This is a genomic window from Streptomyces sp. NBC_01390 (assembly GCF_045040105.1).
Taxonomy (GTDB): domain Bacteria; phylum Actinomycetota; class Actinomycetes; order Streptomycetales; family Streptomycetaceae; genus Streptomyces.
The window spans coordinates 6,419,913-6,438,760 of record NZ_CP109551.1; the positions used below are offsets into that span (position 1 = coordinate 6,419,913).

The window sequence follows — 18,848 nt, forward strand, 5'->3', positions numbered from 1 at the left end:
AGCAGTGGGGCGGAGGGGACACGGGAGCCGGTGCCTGGGGCGGCACCGGCGCCGGTAACAGAAATCGCCGGGTCCCTCGGGCGGGGGAAGTTTCCCGTACGGGCCGTCTGTGCGCGGTGACAGGCGGTTAGAGTCCGGAATTCGACGCGGGAACGATCCCCGCGGACGGCGTATCCCCTCCTCCCGTGCCTCTCCGCACGGGCAGCCCACCGCCTTCGAGAGTGACCCTCGACATGGTCGACACCGCACCCGCGGAACCACAGGCTCCACCCGTACAACGCCGGCCCGAGCAGCGGACCCCACCACCCTCCCCGGGAGCTCGTGTCCGGCCGGCCGAGAGACCCCTGTCGACCCCAGGAACCGCGCTCGTCCCGGCGTCCGTCCCCGCGCTCGTGCCGCCTGCCGAACCGCACTCCACGGCGACCCTCATCGGTTCCGTCCAGCGGGCGATGCGGCTGCTGGAGTCCGTCGCGGCGCACGAACACGGCGCTCCGGCCAAACAACTGGCCCGCGAGACCGGCCTCGCCCTTCCGACCGCCTACCACCTGCTGCGGACACTCGTCTTCGAAGGCTATCTGCGGCGAGAGAAAGGGCTGTTCTTCCTCGGCGAGTCGGCCGAGCGGCTGGGCAGCAGCGGTGCGAGGCAGAAACGTCGCAGCGCGGTCGTGGACGCCCTCGCGCACTGGCGCGACATCATCGGCGTACCCGTGTACTACGCCGTGTACCGCGACGGCGACATCGAGGTCGTGTGCGTCTCCGACACCCCCGCGAACCCGGCGGTCGAGGAGTGGGCCGACTTCCGTGAGACCGGGCACGCGCACGCCGTCGGACAGTGCCTGCTGTCGCAGTTGGACGAGCAGGACCGCCGGGACCATCTCGACCGCCACCCCGTACAGGCGGTCACCCCCTACACGGTGCGCGACAGCCACACCCTGTTGCGCCGCCTCGACCGGATGCGGCGGATGGAACTCGTCGTGGAGCGGCAGGAGTACGCGCTGGGGACGGTCTGTGCGGCGATTCCGATCACCATCGGGGCGACGGCAGCAACTTTGGCCATTTCTCTTCCTTCCCATCAGGCTGATCGACTGCTAGACGCGGCACAGCAGTTGCAGACAGAGGTCGGAAGACTGGTCGGGTCGTTCGCGATCTCTATCAGTATCTGAAAACTCACTCCTTGTGATTCACCGTGTACTTTCAGCAAGATTCGAGCAGTATCAGAGCGATGATTCCAGGCCAGTCCACGGCAACTGACGGGGTTAGGCGATGCGCGAGTCGGTGCAGGCAGAAGTCATGATGAGCTTTCTTGTCTCGGAGGAGCTCTCCTTCCGCATTCCGGTGGAGCTGCGCTACGAGACCTGTGATCCCTACGCCGTCCGGCTGACGTTCCATTTGCCTGGCGACGCTCCTGTGACCTGGGCCTTCGGGCGTGAGCTGCTGATCGACGGCGTGGGGCGGCCATGCGGGGACGGAGATGTGCGGATCGCGCCCGCCGACACCGACGTCCTCGGCGAGGTGCTGATCCGGCTTCAGGTCGGCGGCGACCAGGCGCTGTTCCGCTCCGGGGCGGCGCCGCTGGTGGCCTTCCTCGACCGCACGGACAAGCTCGTGCCACTGGGGCAGGAGCGTTCCCTCGCCGACTTCGACGCCCACCTCGACGAGGCGCTGGACCGCATTCTGGCGGAGGAGCAGAGCGCGGGCTGAGCGGGTTCGCGGCGGGGCACGGCGGTGCTGTAACGCTTCTCCAGACGCGAGGAGAAGCTTGCAGTGGCGTCTCTTCGGGCACGGTCGTACTTCGGCGTTCGGCGCGGACCTCCCCCCAAAAAAAAGGGGGCTAGACGTCCGTCAGTGCTTGCGGCGACGGCCCTTCCCCGCGCGGGCCGCGACCGCCTGGGGCGCCGCGCCCGCTGTCGCGGCCCCTGTTCCCGGTCCGGCCACTGTTGTCGCTCCCGCAGTCAGCGGTGCCGTGCCCGGGCGGTCGGCGGAGACCATCAGGGCCGCCAGGAGCGTGGTCACCGGCACGGACGCGACCAGGCCGATCGAGCCCACCAGGGTCCGCACGATCTCCTCCGCGACGAGTTCGCTGTTGGCGACGGCCCCCACGCTGCTCTGCGCGATCGAGAAGAGCAGCAGCAGCGGCAGCGCGGCGCCCGCGTAGGCGAGGACGAGAGTGTTGACGACGGACGCGATGTGGTCGCGGCCGATACGGATGCCGGCGCGGTACAGCCCACGCCATCCCATCGTCGGGTTTGCCTCGTGGAGTTCCCAGACCGCCGATGTCTGCGTCACCGTCACATCGTCGAGGACACCCAGCGAACCGATGATGACGCCCGCGAGCAGCAGGCCGCTCATGTCGATGGACGGATACAGGCCATGGATCAGGCCGGTGTTGTCGTCAGTGTTGCCGGTCAGCGCGGCCCAGCCGATGAACAGCGAGCCGAGGACGCCGATCAGCACCAGCGAGAAGAGAGTGCCGAGCACCGCCACGGACGTACGGGCCGAGAGGCCGTGACACATGTAGAGCGCGATCAGCATGATGGCGCTGGCGCCGATCACCGCCACGAGCAGCGGATTCGAGCCCTGGAGGATCGCCGGCAGGATGAAGAAGGTCAGGACCATGAAGCTGACGGCCAGGGCGACCAGAGCCATCACCCCGCGCAGGCGTCCGACGATCACGACGGCGAGCGCGAAGATGCCGGCCAGCAGTGCCATGGGGAACCTGCGGTTCACATCGGCGACCGAGTACTGCAGGTCCTTCGGCGCCGAGGGCTCGTATGCGACCACGACCTTCTCGTCCTGGTGCAACTGCCGTGACTGGTCCGGCTGCACGATCTCCGTGAACGTACGGCCCTTGTCGTCACCGGTGTCGACCCGGATCGTCGCCCTCTTGCAGTCGCCGGTCGCCTGTTGCTGTGCCGAGGAGCCCTCGGCGGTGGACGTGTCGCCGGTCGGGGTCTCCCCCGAGGCGTTGACGGACTTGCAGTCCACCGAGACGACCTTGGTGACCGTGGCTTCCTGGGTCTGCCGATCGAAACCGACGCCCGTGCGCTGGTGCGCCGGGGCGCCCCCGGGCCACAGCACCACGAGCCCGACCACGACCGCCGCGGCGAAGGGGATCAGAATCGCCCCGATGATCTTTCGCAGGTGGACGGAGACAGGGGCGGCCGGCCCATGGCTGTGACTGTGGCCGTGCGATTGACCGCCGTTGTCATCGGGACCGTGGGCGTCACCCGGCCCGTCCCCATGTTCCCCACCACCAGGTCCGGGGCCGTGCCCACCGCCAGAACCTCCGCCGGGTCCGCCACCGTGCCCGTCGCCGGGTCCGTTCCCATGCCCATGATGCCCATGGTCGGTGTGCTGACCCGGCCCGGCTCCGTGTTCGTGCTCGCGCCCGTCACCTGCTCCGGGGCCAGGACCCCGTCTGGCGCCGGACACGGGAAGCGGGCCGAACTGGCCGGTCCCGGGCCCCTCGGCGCCGAACCCGTGGTCCGGGTCACCCGGTCCAGGACGGCCGACTCGGCCCGGGCCCGCTCCGGGCCCGTAGCCGCGATCGATCCTGCGACCGGGCCCGTACCCGGGACCCTGATTCCCTCCGGTCGCTCCGCCTGTTCCTGCTCCGGGCCCTGACACGCCACCGAGGCCGCCGGGGCCGTTGCCGGATCGCAGCCCGCGCTCCTGGCCGGGGCCGCCATTGCCACTGCCGGGTCCGGAGCCGTGCCCGGCACCGCTTCCGCGCGCCGGCTCGGAGGGCGGGTACGGGGGTCCTTGGGTCGTGGTCACCGCCCGATCATCGCAAGAACGGCAGGGGCCCTCTGTTCACCTCGCCCAAATTGACGCTAGCGTGGAGGCACCTTTGCACACGCGGGAGCTCGGAGCACCGGGCTGAGAGGGCGCTGACCTCCGTCTTAGCGATGTTTCACGTGGAACACGTGGAACGAGTGATGTTTCACATGAAACATCGGCAGACGGAATCCGCTGCGTCGACCGCTGAACCTGTTACCGGGTAATGCCGGCGTAGGGAGTAGGTCTCATGACCATCAAGGACACACGCACGCCTGCCTCCGACCAGGACGACCAGCCCACTCAGGGCGAACAGTCCCAGGGGGTCGGGAAGTCCGTCGGCTGGCACAAGGGGTATGTCGGTGGCTCGCGCCCCGACCTGCGGGTGCCGGTCCGTCAGGTGCACCTCACCAACGGGAAGTCGGTCACCCTGTACGACACGTCGGGCCCGTACACCGATCCGCAGGTCGACACGGATGTCCGCAGGGGGCTGGCGCCTCTGCGCGACAACTGGATCATCGCCCGAGGCGACACCGAGGAGTACGCGGGCCGCCCCGTCCGCCCGGAGGACGACGGGATCAAGCACACCTCGCCGCGCGGCGGCCTCCGAAACCTCGACGCGGTGTTCCCGGGAAGGCCCCGGCAGCCGCGCCGGAGCCGGAGTGGACAGGCGGTGACGCAACTCGCGTACGCCCGCCGCGGCGAGGTCACGCCCGAGATGGAGTTCGTGGCGCTCCGGGAGAACCTCGATCCCGAGGTGGTCCGCGAGGAGATCGCGGCCGGACGTGCGGTACTGCCCGCGAACGTCAACCACCCGGAGATCGAGCCGATGATCATCGGCAAGCGGTTCCTGGTGAAGGTCAACGCCAACATCGGCAACTCCGCCGTCACTTCCTCCATCGAGGAAGAGGTCGAGAAGATGACCTGGGCGACGCGCTGGGGCGCCGACACGGTCATGGACCTGTCCACCGGCCGCAACATCCACACCACCCGCGAATGGGTGCTGCGCAACTCCCCCGTTCCCATCGGCACGGTGCCGCTGTACCAGGCGTTGGAGAAGGTGGACGGCAGGGCCGAGGAACTGACCTGGGAGATCTACAAGGACACGGTCGTCGAACAGGCCGAGCAGGGCGTGGACTACATGACGGTGCACGCGGGCGTCCGCCTGGCGTACGTACCGCTCACCGCGAACCGCAAGACCGGCATCGTCTCGCGCGGTGGATCGATCATGGCGGCCTGGTGCCTGGCGCACCACAAGGAGTCGTTCCTGTACGAGAACTTCGAAGAACTGTGCGAGATCCTCGCCGCGTACGACGTCACGTACTCGCTCGGCGACGGCCTGCGCCCCGGATCGATCGCGGACGCCAACGACGAGGCGCAGTTCGCGGAGTTGCGGACGCTCGGGGAACTCAACACGATCGCGAAGCGTTTCCATGTACAGACGATGATCGAAGGCCCGGGCCACGTCCCGATGCACAAGATCAAGGAGAACATCGACCTTCAGCAGGAGATCTGTGATGAAGCTCCGTTCTATACGCTCGGCCCGCTGACGACTGACGTCGCGCCGGCGTACGACCACATCACTTCCGGCATCGGTGCCGCGATGATCGCCTGGTGGGGCACGGCCATGCTCTGCTATGTCACACCCAAGGAGCACTTGGGTCTGCCGAACCGTGACGACGTCAAGACCGGCGTCATCACCTACAAGATCGCCGCCCATGCAGCCGACCTCGCCAAGGGGCACCCAGGTGCGCAGGATTGGGATGACGCACTCTCCGACGCCCGCTTCGAGTTCCGGTGGGAGGACCAGTTCAACCTGGCCCTCGACCCGGACACAGCACGGGAGTTCCACGACGAGACCCTGCCGGCCGAGCCCGCCAAGACGGCCCACTTCTGCTCCATGTGCGGGCCGAAGTTCTGCTCGATGAAGATCAGCCAGAGCATCACAGAGCGGTTCGGCGGTACGGCGGCTGCGGATGCGACGGCGGAGGAGGTCGCTGAGGGGATGCTCCAGAAGTCGAAGGAGTTCGCGGCCAGCGGCAACCGGGTGTACCTGCCGCTCGCGGAGTGAGAAACGAGTGGAGGAGTATCGGAAGGTTCCCGTGCGAGCGGTAACGGAAGGGACAAGAACCCCCGTTCCTTGATCGTTCTGTCTACCCTCCGTGCCATGGGCGGAATCGACCTGGCCAACGGGGTAGCGGGAGCCGCAATCGGCATGGTGTTCGCAACGCTGTTCCAACAGCCGTTGCAGGACGCCTGGTTCCGGCTGCGAAGGCGATCGGTCAGTGCGGTGCGCGGGCTGCGGCAACGGGAGGAGAGCGGCACGGCCTGGCAGACGTTCTCACTCGGGCCGCTGCACACCTCCGCGCTGATCGTCGAAGGGGACGGTGACGTGGCGATCGCCCCCGAAGACGTGCATGTGCATGTCCTCGACCAGGAGGTCGCTCTCCCCGAGGAGATGGCCGGCTGGCGGGACGAGATCGAGGCGGAGAACGAGCGGCTGCGGGCGGAGGGGCGGACACCCGTGTGGAACGGCCCCCGCTACGCGGTCGAGTCGTTCGACATCTCCCGGACGGCCCTGGCCGAGCATCCGGAAGTCCACATACGTCTGCGGCCCACCGACTACTACACGTTCCTCGCCACCCAGCAGCTCGACCGCCGGCTGCCGGACGGCACGACACCTCGCAGCCGCCACCTCGACCCCGACGATCCACTGGTCGCGCCCGCCTTCCTCCAGTGCAGCTTCGGGGTGAACATCGCCGTGGTGACGGCCGACGACATGCTGGTCGTCAGCCGGCGCAGCAACCGGGTCCGGACGGGCCAGGGGTTGTGGAACTCGTCCGTCAACGAAGGGATGTCACGGCACATCGACTCCGCCGGCCGAAGCGCGCCGGAACTGCATGCGGTGGCCCGCCGCGGTATGCGCGAGGAGCTCTCGCTGGAACCCCACGAGTACTCCCTCGTGCTGCTGGCCTTCGTCGTCGACGTCGAACGGCGGCAATGGAGCGCCCACTTCTACGCCCGACTCAAGGACATCACCCGGGAGGGGCTGCAGGCCCGAATGAGCCGAGGCGCGGCCGACCGCTGGGAGCACCAGACGATCGACTACGTGCCGTTCCGGCCGGGCGATGTCGTCCGGTACATGCTGCACGCCGACCGGATCCACCGTTGGGCACCGGTCGCCCCGGCCCTGTACCACCTGGCCATGGTCCATGTGCACGGCCGTACGCCTGTGGAGCGGGCGGAGGCCCAAGTGGTCAGGCGGCTCCGATAGCCGCCCGCTCCACCTGAGTCGCTCGTCCCGCGTCCGGACCGGCCGGTCACTCCGGCGGGTGGTCCGGGCCCCCGAAGTCCGGGCTGGTGAAGTCCGGGCTGGAGAAGCTGGGGCGGTGGCCCGTCGTCGAGTCGCCCTCGGGGCTGCTGAAGCCGGGCCGGTTGTAGCCGAGCTGGGGCATGCGGCTGACGGTGGGTTGCGCGGCCGGTTTGCGGTTCATGGCCGCCGTACCGGGGTCGGCGAGGGCGTCGCGGAGGAAGGGCAGGATGCCCCGCTCCAGCAGGGCCTCGCGCCAGGCGTCCCTGGCCTGCGCGACCTCCCCGGTCAGTTCGCCGTATGCCCCGTCCTCCTCCGCCTCCGGGCTGTTGCGCAGGGCGGTGAGCAGGAGGCCGACCGCGGCGACGAGTATCGCTGCCGCGGTCACCGCGCCGAACACCCATCCGGTGGTCAGCATGGTCTGGGCGAACGCCGGCTCGGGATCGAGCATCTTGAGGATGTAGCCCACGAGCAGGAAGATCGCCGCCGCCGTGCCGGCGAGGACGGGAGCCAGGACCGCGACGACGGCGACAGCGCCCGCTCCGGCGGGCTCGGCGACAGCCTCACCCATACCGGCGACGAACCCCACCGCGCCTCTACCCGGCTCGTTCGAGCCGGATTCGTGGACGGAGGACGGGGTGGACGGCGCCGGGTGGCGCAGTTCGTCGCGGACCTTCACGTAGTGCTGGTACTCGTTCGCCGCGGCGACCGTGATGAGCGCGGTGGCGTTGAGCGCCATTGTGCGCAGTTGTTCGGGGTTCAGACGCTGACCGACGGCGGCCAGTTCCGGGCGGTCCGGGGCGGAGCGCAGCGCCTCATCGAGGATCCGCTCGTATTCCTGGCGGTCCTCGTTCAGCAGGTGCTGCGGAACGCTGTTCATGTGCATCCCCCGATGCTCCGTAGGGCTTGGGGCTCGGCATGCTGACGAGCCGTCGGGCAGAAACGGAGGGGAGCCTGCTACGGATAAGCCGATGGTAGAGCGGCGACGGCGCGCCGTGACAGGGGGTTTGAAGAAATTACCGTGTGACAGTCCCCCGCCCGATGCGGTTCTTGGTCGCGGGACGGCTGCCCGGGGAACGCCCGGACACCCGTCAGAGATCCAGCGGAAGCTCCTGGACCAGCAGTTTTCCGGCCATGGTCACGCCGCCGTCCATCGCGATGGCGAGTCCCTCGGCATAGACGTGCGGATGTTCGATGTTCGGACCGGAGTTGTCCTCGCCGTCGTCCTCGGTGCCGACATCACCCACCAGATAGGGGATGGGACTGTGCCCGTGCACGATGCGGGCGCCGCCGTAGGTGTCGAGGAGGGAGCGTACGGCCTCCACTCCGCCCTCGTCGCGGAAGGAGAAGCGCTTGGTGAACTTGCGGAACAGATCCCACACCTCGTCCGCGTCGTTGCGGGTGATCGTCTCGCGGACGGTGTCGTTGACCGCCTCGATCGAGTCGCCGTAGTCGAGGTAGGCGGTGGTGTCGGAGTGCACGAGCAGGTGTCCGTCGACCTCCTCGATCGCGTCGAGGCGGGCCATCCACTGGAGGTGGTGGTCCTGAAGCCGGTCCATGTCGGTCTTCTGGCCGCCGTTCAGCAGCCAGGCCGCCTGGAAGGTGGCCGTACCCGCGCCGGAGTTGACGGGGGTGTCACCGAACCGCTTGGCGCCCAGTAGCAGCAGCTCGTGGTTGCCCATGAGGGCCTTGCAGTAGCCGCCGGCCGCGGCTGCCTCGGCGGACAGCCGCATGACCAGGTCGATGACGCCGATGCCGTCCGGACCGCGGTCGGTGAAGTCGCCGAGGAACCAGAGCCGGGCGGTGCCCGCGGACCAGTTGCCCGCGCTGTCGATCAGGCCCTGTTCCTGGAGGGCGCCGATCAGTTCGTCGATGTATCCGTGGACGTCCCCGACGACGAACAGAGGACCCGGGCCTTCGGCGGCCAGGGCCGCGGGATCGACGGTCACCTGAAGCGTGTCACCGCGGTTGATCACCGGCAGGTCGCGTTGGGTCGGTGTGTATCCGTCGGGGTGTTCCTCCAGGTCGGACAGGGTCTGCGCGCTCTCCTCGGTCTCCTGGACGTCGGTGTCGGCCGCGCCGACGGTGACGTCCCCGGGGACCGCGCCGTCAGCGTGCGGACCGGCCTCATGGACGTACGCGGGCACCCGGAAGTCGCGCAACGTCGCCGTCCGCGTCACCTCGGGTCCCTGACCGGCCCCCTGAGTCATCGACCCCTCCACCATCGCGCCGCATCTGCACCGCATCGGACTGCCTGGTCGCAGCGGCCCGCGGTGTCGTGGGCCCATCATAGGAATGCGGATCGCGCCATGTGATGACCCAGGGGTGGTGAATCAGCGAAAGAGCCCAGTTCACCGCGGCTTTCGCCCCGATTCGGAAGGGCTTTCCCGTACGGGCCCGCCCCGGACTCCCTGCTTCGAACCTCGGACATCGAACGCTTCGTACGATCATGACACCGGCGCCAGTGAACTGTCCCGACGCCGGTGTCCCGCGTTCCTGAACGGGGCCGGCTCCCGTTTCCCCTACGGGGCCGACCCCTCGTACGGCCCCGCTCCCCGGGCGCCCGCCCCGCACAAGCCCGCTTCCCCGCCCCTCACCACCGCCCCTGGGTCACCCTTGCTCCGGTGACCGCGGCGGACTGACCGTCGTGCGTGGCGGACGGCGCTGCGAGGACGTCCGCACGATCAGTTCGGTCGGTATCACCTGCTCGACCGGCAGGTCCGAGTCGACGTTCTCGATGGCGTCGATCAGGAGCTGGACCACCGCCGTGCCGATGCGGCGCGGCTTCAGGGAGAGCGTGGTGATCGGCGGCTCCGTGGTGGCGTACACCGTGGACTCGCTGCAGCAGACCAGCAGGAGGTCGTCCGGGACGCGCAGGCCGTAGCGGCGGGCCGCGGCCAGCAGGTCGGTGCCGTTCGGGTCGAAGAGGCCGTAGACGGCGTCCGGGCGGTCCGGGCGGGCCAGCAGCCGGTCGGCGGCGAGGGCGCCCGCACACGGGTCGTGGGCCGGGTAGGCCTCGTACACCGGGTCCTGGCCGACCCGCTCGCACCAGTGCAGGTAGGCCGTGGTCGAGAGGTGGGTGTAGGTGTCGGTGGAGGTCCCCGTCAGCAGGCCGATGCGGCGGGCGCCGGCGGCGGCCAGGTGGTCGAGGATGCCCAGGACCGCCGCCTCGTGGTCGTTGTCGACCCACGCGGTGACCGGGAGCGAGCCGGCCGGGCGGCCGTCGGAGACGACGGGCAGTCCCTGCCGGACGAGTTCGGTGACCACCGGGTCCTGGTCCGACGGGTCGATGACGACCGTGCCGTCCAGGGCCACGTTCGACCACACGTCGTGGCGTGAGGTCGCGGGGAGGATGACCAGGGCGTAGCCCCGGGCGAGCGCGGCCGACGTGGCGGCCCTCGCCATCTCCGCGAAGTACGCGAACTCGGTGAAGGTGAAAGGTTCATCCCCGTACGTCGTCACGGTCAGACCGATCAGACCGGACTTGCCGGTACGGAGGGTCCGGGCCGCGGCCGACGGGCGGTAGCCCAGCCGGTCCGCGACCTCACGGACATGGCGGCGGGTGGCGTCCGGGAGCCGGCCCTTTCCGTTGAGGGCGTCTGAGACGGTCGTGATCGAGACGCCGGCGGCGGCGGCCACGTCTCTGATGCCTGCCCGGCCCGGCCGACTGCCTCTTCGGGTTGTCTCCGCGCGGCTCACCTGGTGCTTCCCTGCTGCTGTCATGGCGAGCCGATAGTAGGGCTCATGCGGTGGGGTAGTGCGGACGCATATGCAGCCGTTGACAGGCACGTTTCTGCATGGTCCAAAGTGAGTAACTACCTTAGAAAGAAAGTCAGTTGGGCAATATTACTGCCCTATCGGACTTGTCGGCGTGCATAGGCCTGCCAAGTGACCGATGTTTCGAAGAGGTCTCAACTCACCTCTTCGAGGGATGCGCGCCACGGCGTGAGCCACCGGCGCGTGCCGAGAAGCGTGATGCGCCCCCCGATTCGTACAACTTTGCACGTTGATACACCCGGTGCTCATGGGACGGGCGGGGCAGGTGGGACAGGCGGGGCGGTCGACGGAGGGGTGCACGCGGTGCGCCGGAAGCTCCCGGATGATGGCCGACCCGTACGCAGGGACGCCGAATCCTCATAAGGTGAGAAGCATTGGTACCCGGTAACCGGCAGCGGGTGGCCGTGCTGAGCCGGTGGTGGTCACGAGGAGGACTGCGGTGAGCGAGACGAGCCCCAAGCTGCGCGCCGAGCTGGAGGGTATCCCCACCTACAAGCCGGGCAGGCCGGCCGCGACCGACGGTCCGGTGGCCTACAAGCTGTCCTCGAACGAGAACCCGTACCCACCTCTGCCGGGTGTGCTGGAGAGCGTGACGGCCGCGGCCGGGGCCTTCAACCGCTACCCGGACATGGCCTGTACGGAGCTCATGAGCGAGCTGGCCGAACGTTTCGCCGTGCCGGTCTCCCACGTCGCCACCGGCACCGGCTCGGTCGGTGTCGCGCAGCAGCTGATCCAGTCCACCAGCGGGCCCGGGGACGAGGTGATCTACGCCTGGCGGTCCTTCGAGGCCTATCCGATCATCACGCAGATCAGCGGCGCCACGTCCGTCAAGGTCCCGTTGACGCCCGGGGACGTGCACGACCTCGACGCGATGGCGGAGGCGATCACCGACCGGACCCGGCTGATCTTCGTGTGCAACCCCAACAACCCGACGGGGACGGTCGTACGGCGGGCCGAGCTGGAGCGGTTCCTGGACCGGGTGCCCAGTGATGTGCTGGTGGTGCTCGACGAGGCGTACAAGGAGTTCGTACGCGATGTCGAGGTGCCGGACGGAGTCACGCTCTACCGGGACCGGCCGAACGTCTGTGTGCTGCGGACCTTCTCCAAGGCGTACGGCCTCGCCGGACTCCGGATCGGGTTCGCGATCGCCCACGAGCCGGTGGCGGCGGCGCTGCGCAAGACGGCGGTGCCGTTCGGGGTGAGCCAGCTCGCCCAGGACGCGGCCGTGGCCTCGCTTCGGGCCGAGGACGCGCTGTTCGGGCGGGTCGGTTCCCTGGTGTCCGAGCGCACCCGGGTGGTCGACGGTCTGCGCGGCCAGGGCTGGACGGTGCCCGAGACACAGGCGAACTTCGTGTGGCTGCGGCTGGGGGAGCGCACCGTGGACTTCGCGGCGGTGTGTGAGCGGGCCGGGGTCGTCGTCCGGCCGTTCCCGGGCGAGGGGGTCCGGGTGACGATCGGGGAGACCGAGGCGAACGACGTCTTCCTCAAGACGGCGGAGGTGCTCCGCAAGGAGCTCTAGTCCCGCTCTGGTCCAGGGTCGCGAGCGTCGGCACCCGACGCGCTCATGGACTGCCCATCTCCTGCCTGACCGGCCCTTTCTTGTCAAGTGCCGGTCAGGTCTCGTTTAGGGACCCCCCACCTCTCCAAGGTCGAACGGGCATGCGCCATAATTGCTTGTGAATGTGAACGCGTTCACAAGCGCGTCCCGTTTGTTCCTCTCGTGCGGGTCGGCGACAGGGACAAACCGCCGCAATGATCACAGCTTGTAAGGAGGAGATGTGGAAATCGCTCTGGCGCCGGAGACTCTGGCCCGATGGCAGTTCGGCATCACCACCGTCTACCACTTCCTGTTCGTCCCGCTGACGATCTCCCTCGCCGCGCTCACCGCCGGCCTGCAGACCGCCTGGGTCCGCACGGAGAAGGAGAAGTACCTCAGGGCCACCAAGTTCTGGGGCAAGCTCTTCCTGATCAACATCGCCATGGGTGTCGTCACCGGCATCGTGCAGGAGTTCCAGTTCGGCATGAACTGGTCCGACTACTCACGCTTCGTCGGCGATGTCTTCGGCGCCCCGCTCGCCTTCGAGGCGCTGATCGCCTTCTTCTTCGAGTCCACCTTCATCGGGCTGTGGATCTTCGGCTGGGACAAGCTGCCCAAGAGGATCCACCTGGCCTGTATCTGGATGGTCTCGATCGGCACGATTCTGTCGGCGTACTTCATCCTCGCGGCCAACTCCTGGATGCAGCACCCCGTCGGCTACCGGATCAACGAGCAGAAAGGGCGCGCCGAACTCACCGACTTCTGGCTGGTCCTCACCCAGAACACCGCGCTCACCCAGGTCTTCCACACCCTTTCCGCGGCCTTCCTCACGGGTGGCGCCTTCATGGTCGGCATCGCCGCCTTCCATCTGACGCGCGGGAAGCACATCGAGGTGATGAAGACCTCGCTGCGGCTCGGCCTGGTCACCGTCGTCATCGGCGGTCTGCTGACCGCGGTCAGCGGTGACTTCCTCGGCAAGGTCATGTTCAAGCAGCAGCCGATGAAGATGGCCGCCGCCGAAGCCCTCTGGGACGGCGAGGCGCCCGCGCCCTTCTCCGTCTTCGCCTACGGCGACGTCGAGGCCGGCCACAACAAGGTCGCCATCGAGATCCCCGGTCTGCTGTCCTTCCTCGCCAACGACGACTTCAGCTCGTACGTCCCGGGCATCAACGACGTCAACAAGGCCGAGCAGGAGAAGTTCGGGCCCGGCGACTACCGGCCCAACATCCCGGTCGCCTACTGGGGCTTCCGCTGGATGATCGGCTTCGGTATGACGTCCTTCACGATCGGGCTGGCCGGCCTGTGGCTGACCCGCAAGAAGTTCATGCTGCCGCAGCATCTGCGCGTCGGCGACGACGAGGTGCCCCACCTGTCGCTGCTGCCCGGCAGGGCGCTCGGCCCGGCGCTCACCAAGTGGTACTGGCGCATCGCGATCCTCACCCTGGGCTTCCCGCTGATTGCCAGTTCCTGGGGCTGGATCTTCACCGAGATGGGCCGCCAGCCGTGGGTCGTGTACGGCATCTTCCAGACCCGGGACGCGGTCTCCCCCGGCGTCTCGCAGTGGGAGATCCTCACCTCGATGATCGTCTTCACCTCGCTCTACGCGATTCTCGCCGTCATCGAGGTCAAGCTCCTCGTGAAGTACGTCAAGGCAGGGCCGCCGGAACTGACCGAGGCCGACCTCAACCCGCCCACGAAGATCGGTGGCGACCCTCAGGACGCCGACAAGCCGATGGCCTTCTCCTACTAGGCCCAGGGAGCTGGAATCGCCATGGAACTTCACGACGTCTGGTTCGTCCTCATCGCCGTCCTGTGGACCGGCTACTTCTTCCTGGAGGGTTTCGACTTCGGGGTCGGCGTCCTGACCAAGCTGCTCGCCCGCGACCGGCCCGAGAAGCGGGTCCTCATCAACACCATCGGACCCGTCTGGGACGGCAACGAGGTGTGGCTGCTCTCGGCGGGCGGTGCGACCTTCGCCGCCTTTCCCGAGTGGTACGCCACCCTCTTCTCCGGTTTCTACCTGCCGCTGCTGCTCATCCTGGTCTGCCTGATCGTGCGGGGCGTCGCCTTCGAGTACCGCGTCAAGCGGCCCGAGGAGAACTGGCAGCGAAACTGGGAGACCGCGATCTTCTGGACCTCACTCCTCCCGGCGTTCCTCTGGGGCGTGGCCTTCGCCAACATCGTGCGCGGGGTGAAGATCGACGCGGACTTCGAGTACGTCGGCAGTCTCGCCGATCTGCTCAACCCGTACGCGCTGCTCGGCGGCCTGGTCACCCTGTCGCTGTTCACCTTCCACGGCACGGTGTTCGTCGGTCTCAAGACCGTCGGGGACATCCGGGAACGGGCGCGGAAACTGGCCGTTCGCGTCGGACTCGTGACCGCTGTCGTCGCGCTCGCGTTCCTGACCTGGACCCAGGCCGACAAGGGTGACGGGGGCTCCCTGGCCGCGGCAGTCGTGGCTGTGCTCGCGCTCGTCGCCGCACTCGGGGCGGCATGGAAGGGACGTGAGGGCTGGGCGTTCGCGTTCTCCGGGGTCACCATCGTGGCCGCAGTCGCGATGCTGTTCCTGACGCTCTTCCCGAACGTCATGCCGTCCTCGCTCAACGCGGACTGGAACCTCACGGTCACCAACGCCTCGTCGAGTCCGTACACGCTGAAGATCATGACGTGGTGTGCGGGGATCGCCACCCCCGTGGTCCTGCTCTACCAGGGCTGGACGTACTGGGTGTTCCGCAAGCGGATCGGCACGCAGCACCTCGCCGACGCCCCGCACTGAGTCGTCTCTGTCTGCTTAGTCTGCGGCAGGTGGTTTCGCGATGTTTCACGTGAAACATCGCGAAACCACCTCTCTGGACCGAAGGGCATGTTTCACGTGAAACCAATCGATCCGCGCCTCCTCCGGTACGCCGGTGCCACGCGTCGCTTCCTACTTGCGGTCGTCGGTCTCGGTGTCGTCGGCGCGGGGCTGGTCATCGCGCAGGCCATGCTCATCGCCGAGGTGGTGGTCGGTGCCTTCCAGCACGGGCTGTCGGTCACTGAACTCCGTACACCCCTTCTGCTGTTGGTGGCTGTCGCCGGTGGCCGGGCGGTGGTCTCCTGGCTCACCGAGCTGGCCGCTCACCGGACAAGCGCCGCAGTGAAGTCGGAGCTTCGCAGGCGGTTGCTGGAGCGGGCCGTCGCGCTCGGCCCCGGGTGGCTGAGCGGGCAGCGGACCGGGTCGCTGGTCGCCCTCGCCACGCGGGGGGTGGACGCGCTGGACGACTACTTCTCGCGCTATCTGCCGCAGTTGGGGCTCGCGGTGGTGGTGCCCGTGGCCGTGCTGGCGCGGATCGTCACCGAGGACTGGGTGTCCGCCGCGATCATCGTCGGTACCCTGCCGCTCATTCCGGTCTTCATGATGCTGATCGGCTGGGCCACGCAGTCCCGGATGGACCGCCAGTGGCGGCTGCTGTCCCGGCTGTCGGGCCACTTCCTGGATGTTGTGGCCGGGCTGCCGACCCTGAAGGTGTTCGGCCGGGCCAAGGCGCAGGCCGAGTCCATCCGGCGGATCACCGGCGAGTACCGGCAGGCCACGATGGGGACCCTGCGGATCGCCTTCATCTCGTCCTTCGCGCTGGAACTCCTGGCGACACTGTCCGTGGCGCTGGTCGCGGTGACCATCGGTATGCGGCTCGTGCACGGCGAGATGGACCTGTACATCGGGCTCGTCATTCTCATCCTCGCGCCGGAGGCGTATCTGCCGCTGCGGCAGGTGGGCGCCCAGTTCCACGCGGCGGCGGAGGGGCTGGCCGCGGCAGAGGAGATCTTCGCCGTACTGGAGACGCAGGTGCCGGAGTCCGGGACCGGGGCGGTGCCGGAGGGCGGAGTGGCCTTCGAGGGCGTCACGGTCAGGTATCCCGGGCGCTCGGTGGACGCGGTGGCCGACGTCTCGTTCGCTGTCGGGGCCGGCGAGACGGTCGCGCTCGTCGGGCCGAGCGGCGTCGGCAAGTCGACGCTGCTGCACGCACTCCTCGGGTTCGTCCGGCCCACGGAGGGACGTGTGTCGGTCGGCGGTGCTGACCTCGCGGGTGTCGACCTGGAGCAGTGGCGTTCGCGGGTGGCCTGGGTGCCCCAGCGGCCTCATCTGTTCGCCGGGTCGATCGCCGAGAACGTACGGCTGGCCCGGCCCGACGCCGACGACACCGCCGTACGGAGGGCGCTGGCCGACGCCGGAGCGCTGGAGTTCGTGGACGCGCTGCCCGAGGGCGTCCACGCGCTGCTCGGTGAGGAGGGGGCCGGACTCTCCGCCGGGCAGCGGCAACGGCTCGCACTGGCCCGGGCGTTCCTCGCGGACCGGCCGGTGCTGCTGCTCGACGAGCCGACGGCCGCGCTGGACGGGGAGACCGAGGCCGAGGTCGTGGCCGCCGTGCGGCGCCTTGCCGTGGGACGGACGGTGCTGCTGATCGTGCACCGACCGGCGCTGCTGGGGGTCGCGGACCGGGTGGTGCGGCTGGCGGATGCTGTGCGCCCGGCTCAGTTGCCTGGGCACGAGCAGGCCGGCGGATACCTCGGAGGTGACGGACTCCTCGGGGACGGTCCACGCAGTGCTCTGCTCCCCGTGCTCGACGAGGAAGTACTCGTACCCGCCGCTCCCACCGGGCGGCTCGGTGTGCTCGCGCGGGTGCGGGCCATGTCCGGGGCCCGGCGCGGGCGGCTCGGGCTCGCGCTGCTGCTCGGGAGTCTCGCGCTCGGCAGTGCCGTCGGGCTCATGGCGACCTCCGGGTGGCTCATCTCGCGGGCCTCGCAGCAGCCGCCCGTGCTGTATCTGATGGTCGCCGTGACGGGCACGCGGGCCTTCGGGATCGGGCGCGCCGTCTTCCGGTACGCCGAGCGGCTGGTGTCGCACGACGCCGTGCTGCGGATGCTGGCCGACACCCGGGTGGCCGTCTACCGGCGCCTGGAGAGGCTGGCGCCCGCCGGACTGCGGACGGCCCGGCGCGGCGACCTGCTGTCGCGGCTCGTGGCCGATGTCGACGCCCTCCAGGACTACTGGCTGCGCTGGCTGCTGCCCGCCGGGGCCGCCCTGGTCGTCTCGGCCGCCTCCGTCGGGTTCACGGCGTGGCTGCTGCCGGAGGCCGGGGCCGTCCTCGCCGCCGGGCTGCTCGCCGCCGGTGTCGGCGTCCCCCTCGTGACCAGTGCCGTGGCACGGCGTGCGGAACGCCGGCTCGCCCCGGCCCGCGGGGCACTGGCCACGCATGTGGCCGACCTGCTCACCGGCACCGCCGAGTCGACGGTCGCGGGCGCTCTGAACGGACGTACCGAGCAGGTTCGGCGGGCCGACTCGGTGCTCACCGGGATCGCTTCGCGCGCGGCCACCGCCACCGCCCTCGGCGACGGGCTCACCGCGCTGCTGTCCGGACTGACGGTCGCGGTCACCGCCCTCGTCGGCGCCCGGGCGGTCGCCGACGGGCGGCTCGACGGAGTGGTGACGGCCGTTGTCGTCCTCACTCCCCTGGCCGCCTTCGAGGCGGTCCTCGGGCTGCCGCTCGCCGTGCGGTACCGGCAGCGGGTGCGCAGGAGCGCCGAGCGCGTGTACGAGGTCCTGGACGCGCCCGAGCCCGTACGGGAACCCGAGGTGCCACTCCCCGCGCCGCTGTCGCCGTTCCCTGTCGTCGTCAGGGCGTTGGCGGCCCGCCATGCCGGACAGGACCGGGACGCCCTCGCCCGCCTCGACCTCACCCTCGACGAAGGGCGCAGGGTCGCCGTCGTCGGTCCCTCCGGGTCCGGCAAGACGACGCTCGCCCAGGTGCTCCTGCGGTTCCTGGACGCGGACGCCGGCTCCTACACGCTGGGCGGGGTGGACGCGCACGCGCTGGACGGCGACGACGTACGGCGGCTGATCGGGCTGTGCGCCCAGGACGCCCACCTCTTCGACAGCTCCGTGCGCGAGAACCTGCTGCTGGCGAGGAAGGACGCGACCGAGGACGACCTGCGGGGCGTCCTCGCGCGGGCGCGGCTGCTGGACTGGGCCGACTCGCTGCCCGACGGCCTCGACACGCTGGTCGGCGAGCACGGGGCGCGGCTGTCCGGCGGACAGCGGCAGCGGCTGGCGCTCGCCCGGGCGCTGCTCGCCGACTTCCCGGTGCTCGTGCTCGACGAACCCGCCGAACACCTGGACCTGCCGACCGCCGACGCGCTCACCGCCGATCTGCTGGCCGCGACCGAGGGCCGTACGACGCTGCTCATCACCCACCGGCTGGCCGGTCTCGACGCCGTGGACGAGGTCATCGTGCTGGACGGCGGTCAGGTCGTGCAGCGCGGGACGTTCGAGGAGCTGGTCGCCGTCGAGGGGCCGCTGCGGGCGATGGCGGAGCGGGAGGCGGAGTCCGAGCACCTGGCATCGGCAGCGGTGGTGCATTGAGCCCTTGCTCGGTACGGGGTCCCGGCGGCTCGACTTTCGTGGACAAA

12 protein-coding genes and 1 riboswitch are annotated in these 18,848 nt (G+C 69.3%); of the genes, 8 read left to right on the forward strand and 4 right to left on the reverse strand.

Going from position 1 to position 18,848, the window contains the following annotated elements; all coding sequences use genetic code 11:
- The first annotated feature begins 233 nt into the window (after positions 1-233).
- Both OG241_RS28890 and OG241_RS28895 read left to right on the forward strand, forming a co-directional pair.
- A complete protein-coding gene (locus OG241_RS28890; RefSeq protein ID WP_405826471.1) occupies positions 234-1,163 on the forward strand; it encodes an IclR family transcriptional regulator C-terminal domain-containing protein in 930 nt (309 codons plus the stop codon).
- 100 nt (positions 1,164-1,263) lie between these two features.
- Complete coding sequence (locus OG241_RS28895; RefSeq protein WP_006373803.1) at positions 1,264-1,701, forward strand: SsgA family sporulation/cell division regulator; 438 nt, start codon at positions 1,264-1,266, stop codon at positions 1,699-1,701.
- A gap of 141 nt (positions 1,702-1,842) precedes the next feature.
- On the opposite strand, the gene OG241_RS28900 is transcribed toward OG241_RS28895, so the two are convergent.
- On the reverse strand, positions 1,843-3,432 hold the full coding sequence (locus OG241_RS28900; RefSeq protein WP_405819251.1) for a YibE/F family protein: 1,590 nt from the start codon (positions 3,430-3,432) through the stop codon (positions 1,843-1,845).
- A 416-nt stretch (positions 3,433-3,848) separates the two neighbouring features.
- Positions 3,849-4,035: riboswitch (TPP riboswitch) on the forward strand.
- On the opposite strand from OG241_RS28900, the gene thiC reads away from it, so the two are divergent.
- Entirely contained in the window at positions 4,028-5,848 is a 1,821-nt protein-coding gene (gene thiC / locus OG241_RS28905; protein ID WP_405819253.1) for a phosphomethylpyrimidine synthase ThiC, read from the forward strand. (Overlaps the previous riboswitch by 8 nt.)
- A 96-nt stretch (positions 5,849-5,944) precedes the next feature.
- Positions 5,945-7,051, forward strand: a complete 1,107-nt coding sequence (locus OG241_RS28910; RefSeq protein WP_405819254.1) for a hypothetical protein — start codon at positions 5,945-5,947, stop codon at positions 7,049-7,051.
- 46 nt (positions 7,052-7,097) lie between these two features.
- On the opposite strand, the gene OG241_RS28915 is transcribed toward OG241_RS28910, so the two are convergent.
- The 3 genes from OG241_RS28915 to OG241_RS28925 form a co-directional block, all read right to left on the reverse strand.
- Positions 7,098-7,973, reverse strand: coding sequence for a hypothetical protein (locus tag OG241_RS28915; protein ID WP_405819255.1), 876 nt, complete (start codon positions 7,971-7,973; stop codon positions 7,098-7,100).
- Positions 7,974-8,178: 205 nt separating this feature from the next.
- Entirely contained in the window at positions 8,179-9,312 is a 1,134-nt protein-coding gene (locus OG241_RS28920; RefSeq protein ID WP_405819256.1) for a metallophosphoesterase, read from the reverse strand.
- 385 nt (positions 9,313-9,697) lie between these two features.
- Positions 9,698-10,810, reverse strand: a complete 1,113-nt coding sequence (locus tag OG241_RS28925; protein WP_405819258.1) for a LacI family DNA-binding transcriptional regulator — start codon at positions 10,808-10,810, stop codon at positions 9,698-9,700.
- Between the two features lie 493 nt (positions 10,811-11,303).
- Here OG241_RS28925 and hisC point away from each other — a divergent pair, with 493 nt between their 5' ends.
- The 4 genes from hisC to cydD all read left to right on the forward strand — a co-directional run bounded on the left by hisC (position 11,304) and on the right by cydD (position 18,801).
- Positions 11,304-12,383 (forward strand): histidinol-phosphate transaminase, encoded by a 1,080-nt coding sequence (hisC, locus tag OG241_RS28930; protein ID WP_405819260.1) that lies wholly within the window; start codon positions 11,304-11,306, stop codon positions 12,381-12,383.
- Between the two features lie 259 nt (positions 12,384-12,642).
- Positions 12,643-14,151, forward strand: coding sequence for a cytochrome ubiquinol oxidase subunit I (locus tag OG241_RS28935; RefSeq protein WP_405819262.1), 1,509 nt, complete (start codon positions 12,643-12,645; stop codon positions 14,149-14,151).
- 21 nt (positions 14,152-14,172) lie between these two features.
- The gene (gene cydB, locus OG241_RS28940) at positions 14,173-15,177 is read left to right on the forward strand and encodes a cytochrome d ubiquinol oxidase subunit II (RefSeq protein ID WP_405819264.1); all 1,005 of its coding nucleotides are present in this window, start codon (positions 14,173-14,175) and stop codon (positions 15,175-15,177) included.
- Positions 15,178-15,264: 87 nt separating this feature from the next.
- On the forward strand, positions 15,265-18,801 hold the full coding sequence (gene cydD, locus OG241_RS28945) for a thiol reductant ABC exporter subunit CydD (RefSeq protein ID WP_405819266.1): 3,537 nt from the start codon (positions 15,265-15,267) through the stop codon (positions 18,799-18,801).
- The last annotated feature ends 47 nt before the right edge of the window (positions 18,802-18,848 follow it).

Bases quoted from the DNA above. Each gene is read 5' to 3' on its own strand.
- OG241_RS28890 (WP_405826471.1), top strand. From the start codon at position 234: ATGGTCGACACCGCACCCGCGGAACCACAGGCTCCACCCGTACAACGC.
- OG241_RS28895 (WP_006373803.1), top strand. From the start codon at position 1,264: ATGCGCGAGTCGGTGCAGGCAGAAGTCATGATGAGCTTTCTTGTCTCG.
- OG241_RS28920 (WP_405819256.1), bottom strand. From the start codon at position 9,312: ATGGTGGAGGGGTCGATGACTCAGGGGGCCGGTCAGGGACCCGAGGTG.
- OG241_RS28925 (WP_405819258.1), bottom strand. From the start codon at position 10,810: ATGACAGCAGCAGGGAAGCACCAGGTGAGCCGCGCGGAGACAACCCGA.
- OG241_RS28910 (WP_405819254.1), top strand. From the start codon at position 5,945: ATGGGCGGAATCGACCTGGCCAACGGGGTAGCGGGAGCCGCAATCGGC.
- OG241_RS28915 (WP_405819255.1), bottom strand. From the start codon at position 7,973: ATGCACATGAACAGCGTTCCGCAGCACCTGCTGAACGAGGACCGCCAG.
- thiC (WP_405819253.1), top strand. From the start codon at position 4,028: ATGACCATCAAGGACACACGCACGCCTGCCTCCGACCAGGACGACCAG.
- cydD (WP_405819266.1), top strand. From the start codon at position 15,265: ATGTTTCACGTGAAACCAATCGATCCGCGCCTCCTCCGGTACGCCGGT.
- cydB (WP_405819264.1), top strand. From the start codon at position 14,173: ATGGAACTTCACGACGTCTGGTTCGTCCTCATCGCCGTCCTGTGGACC.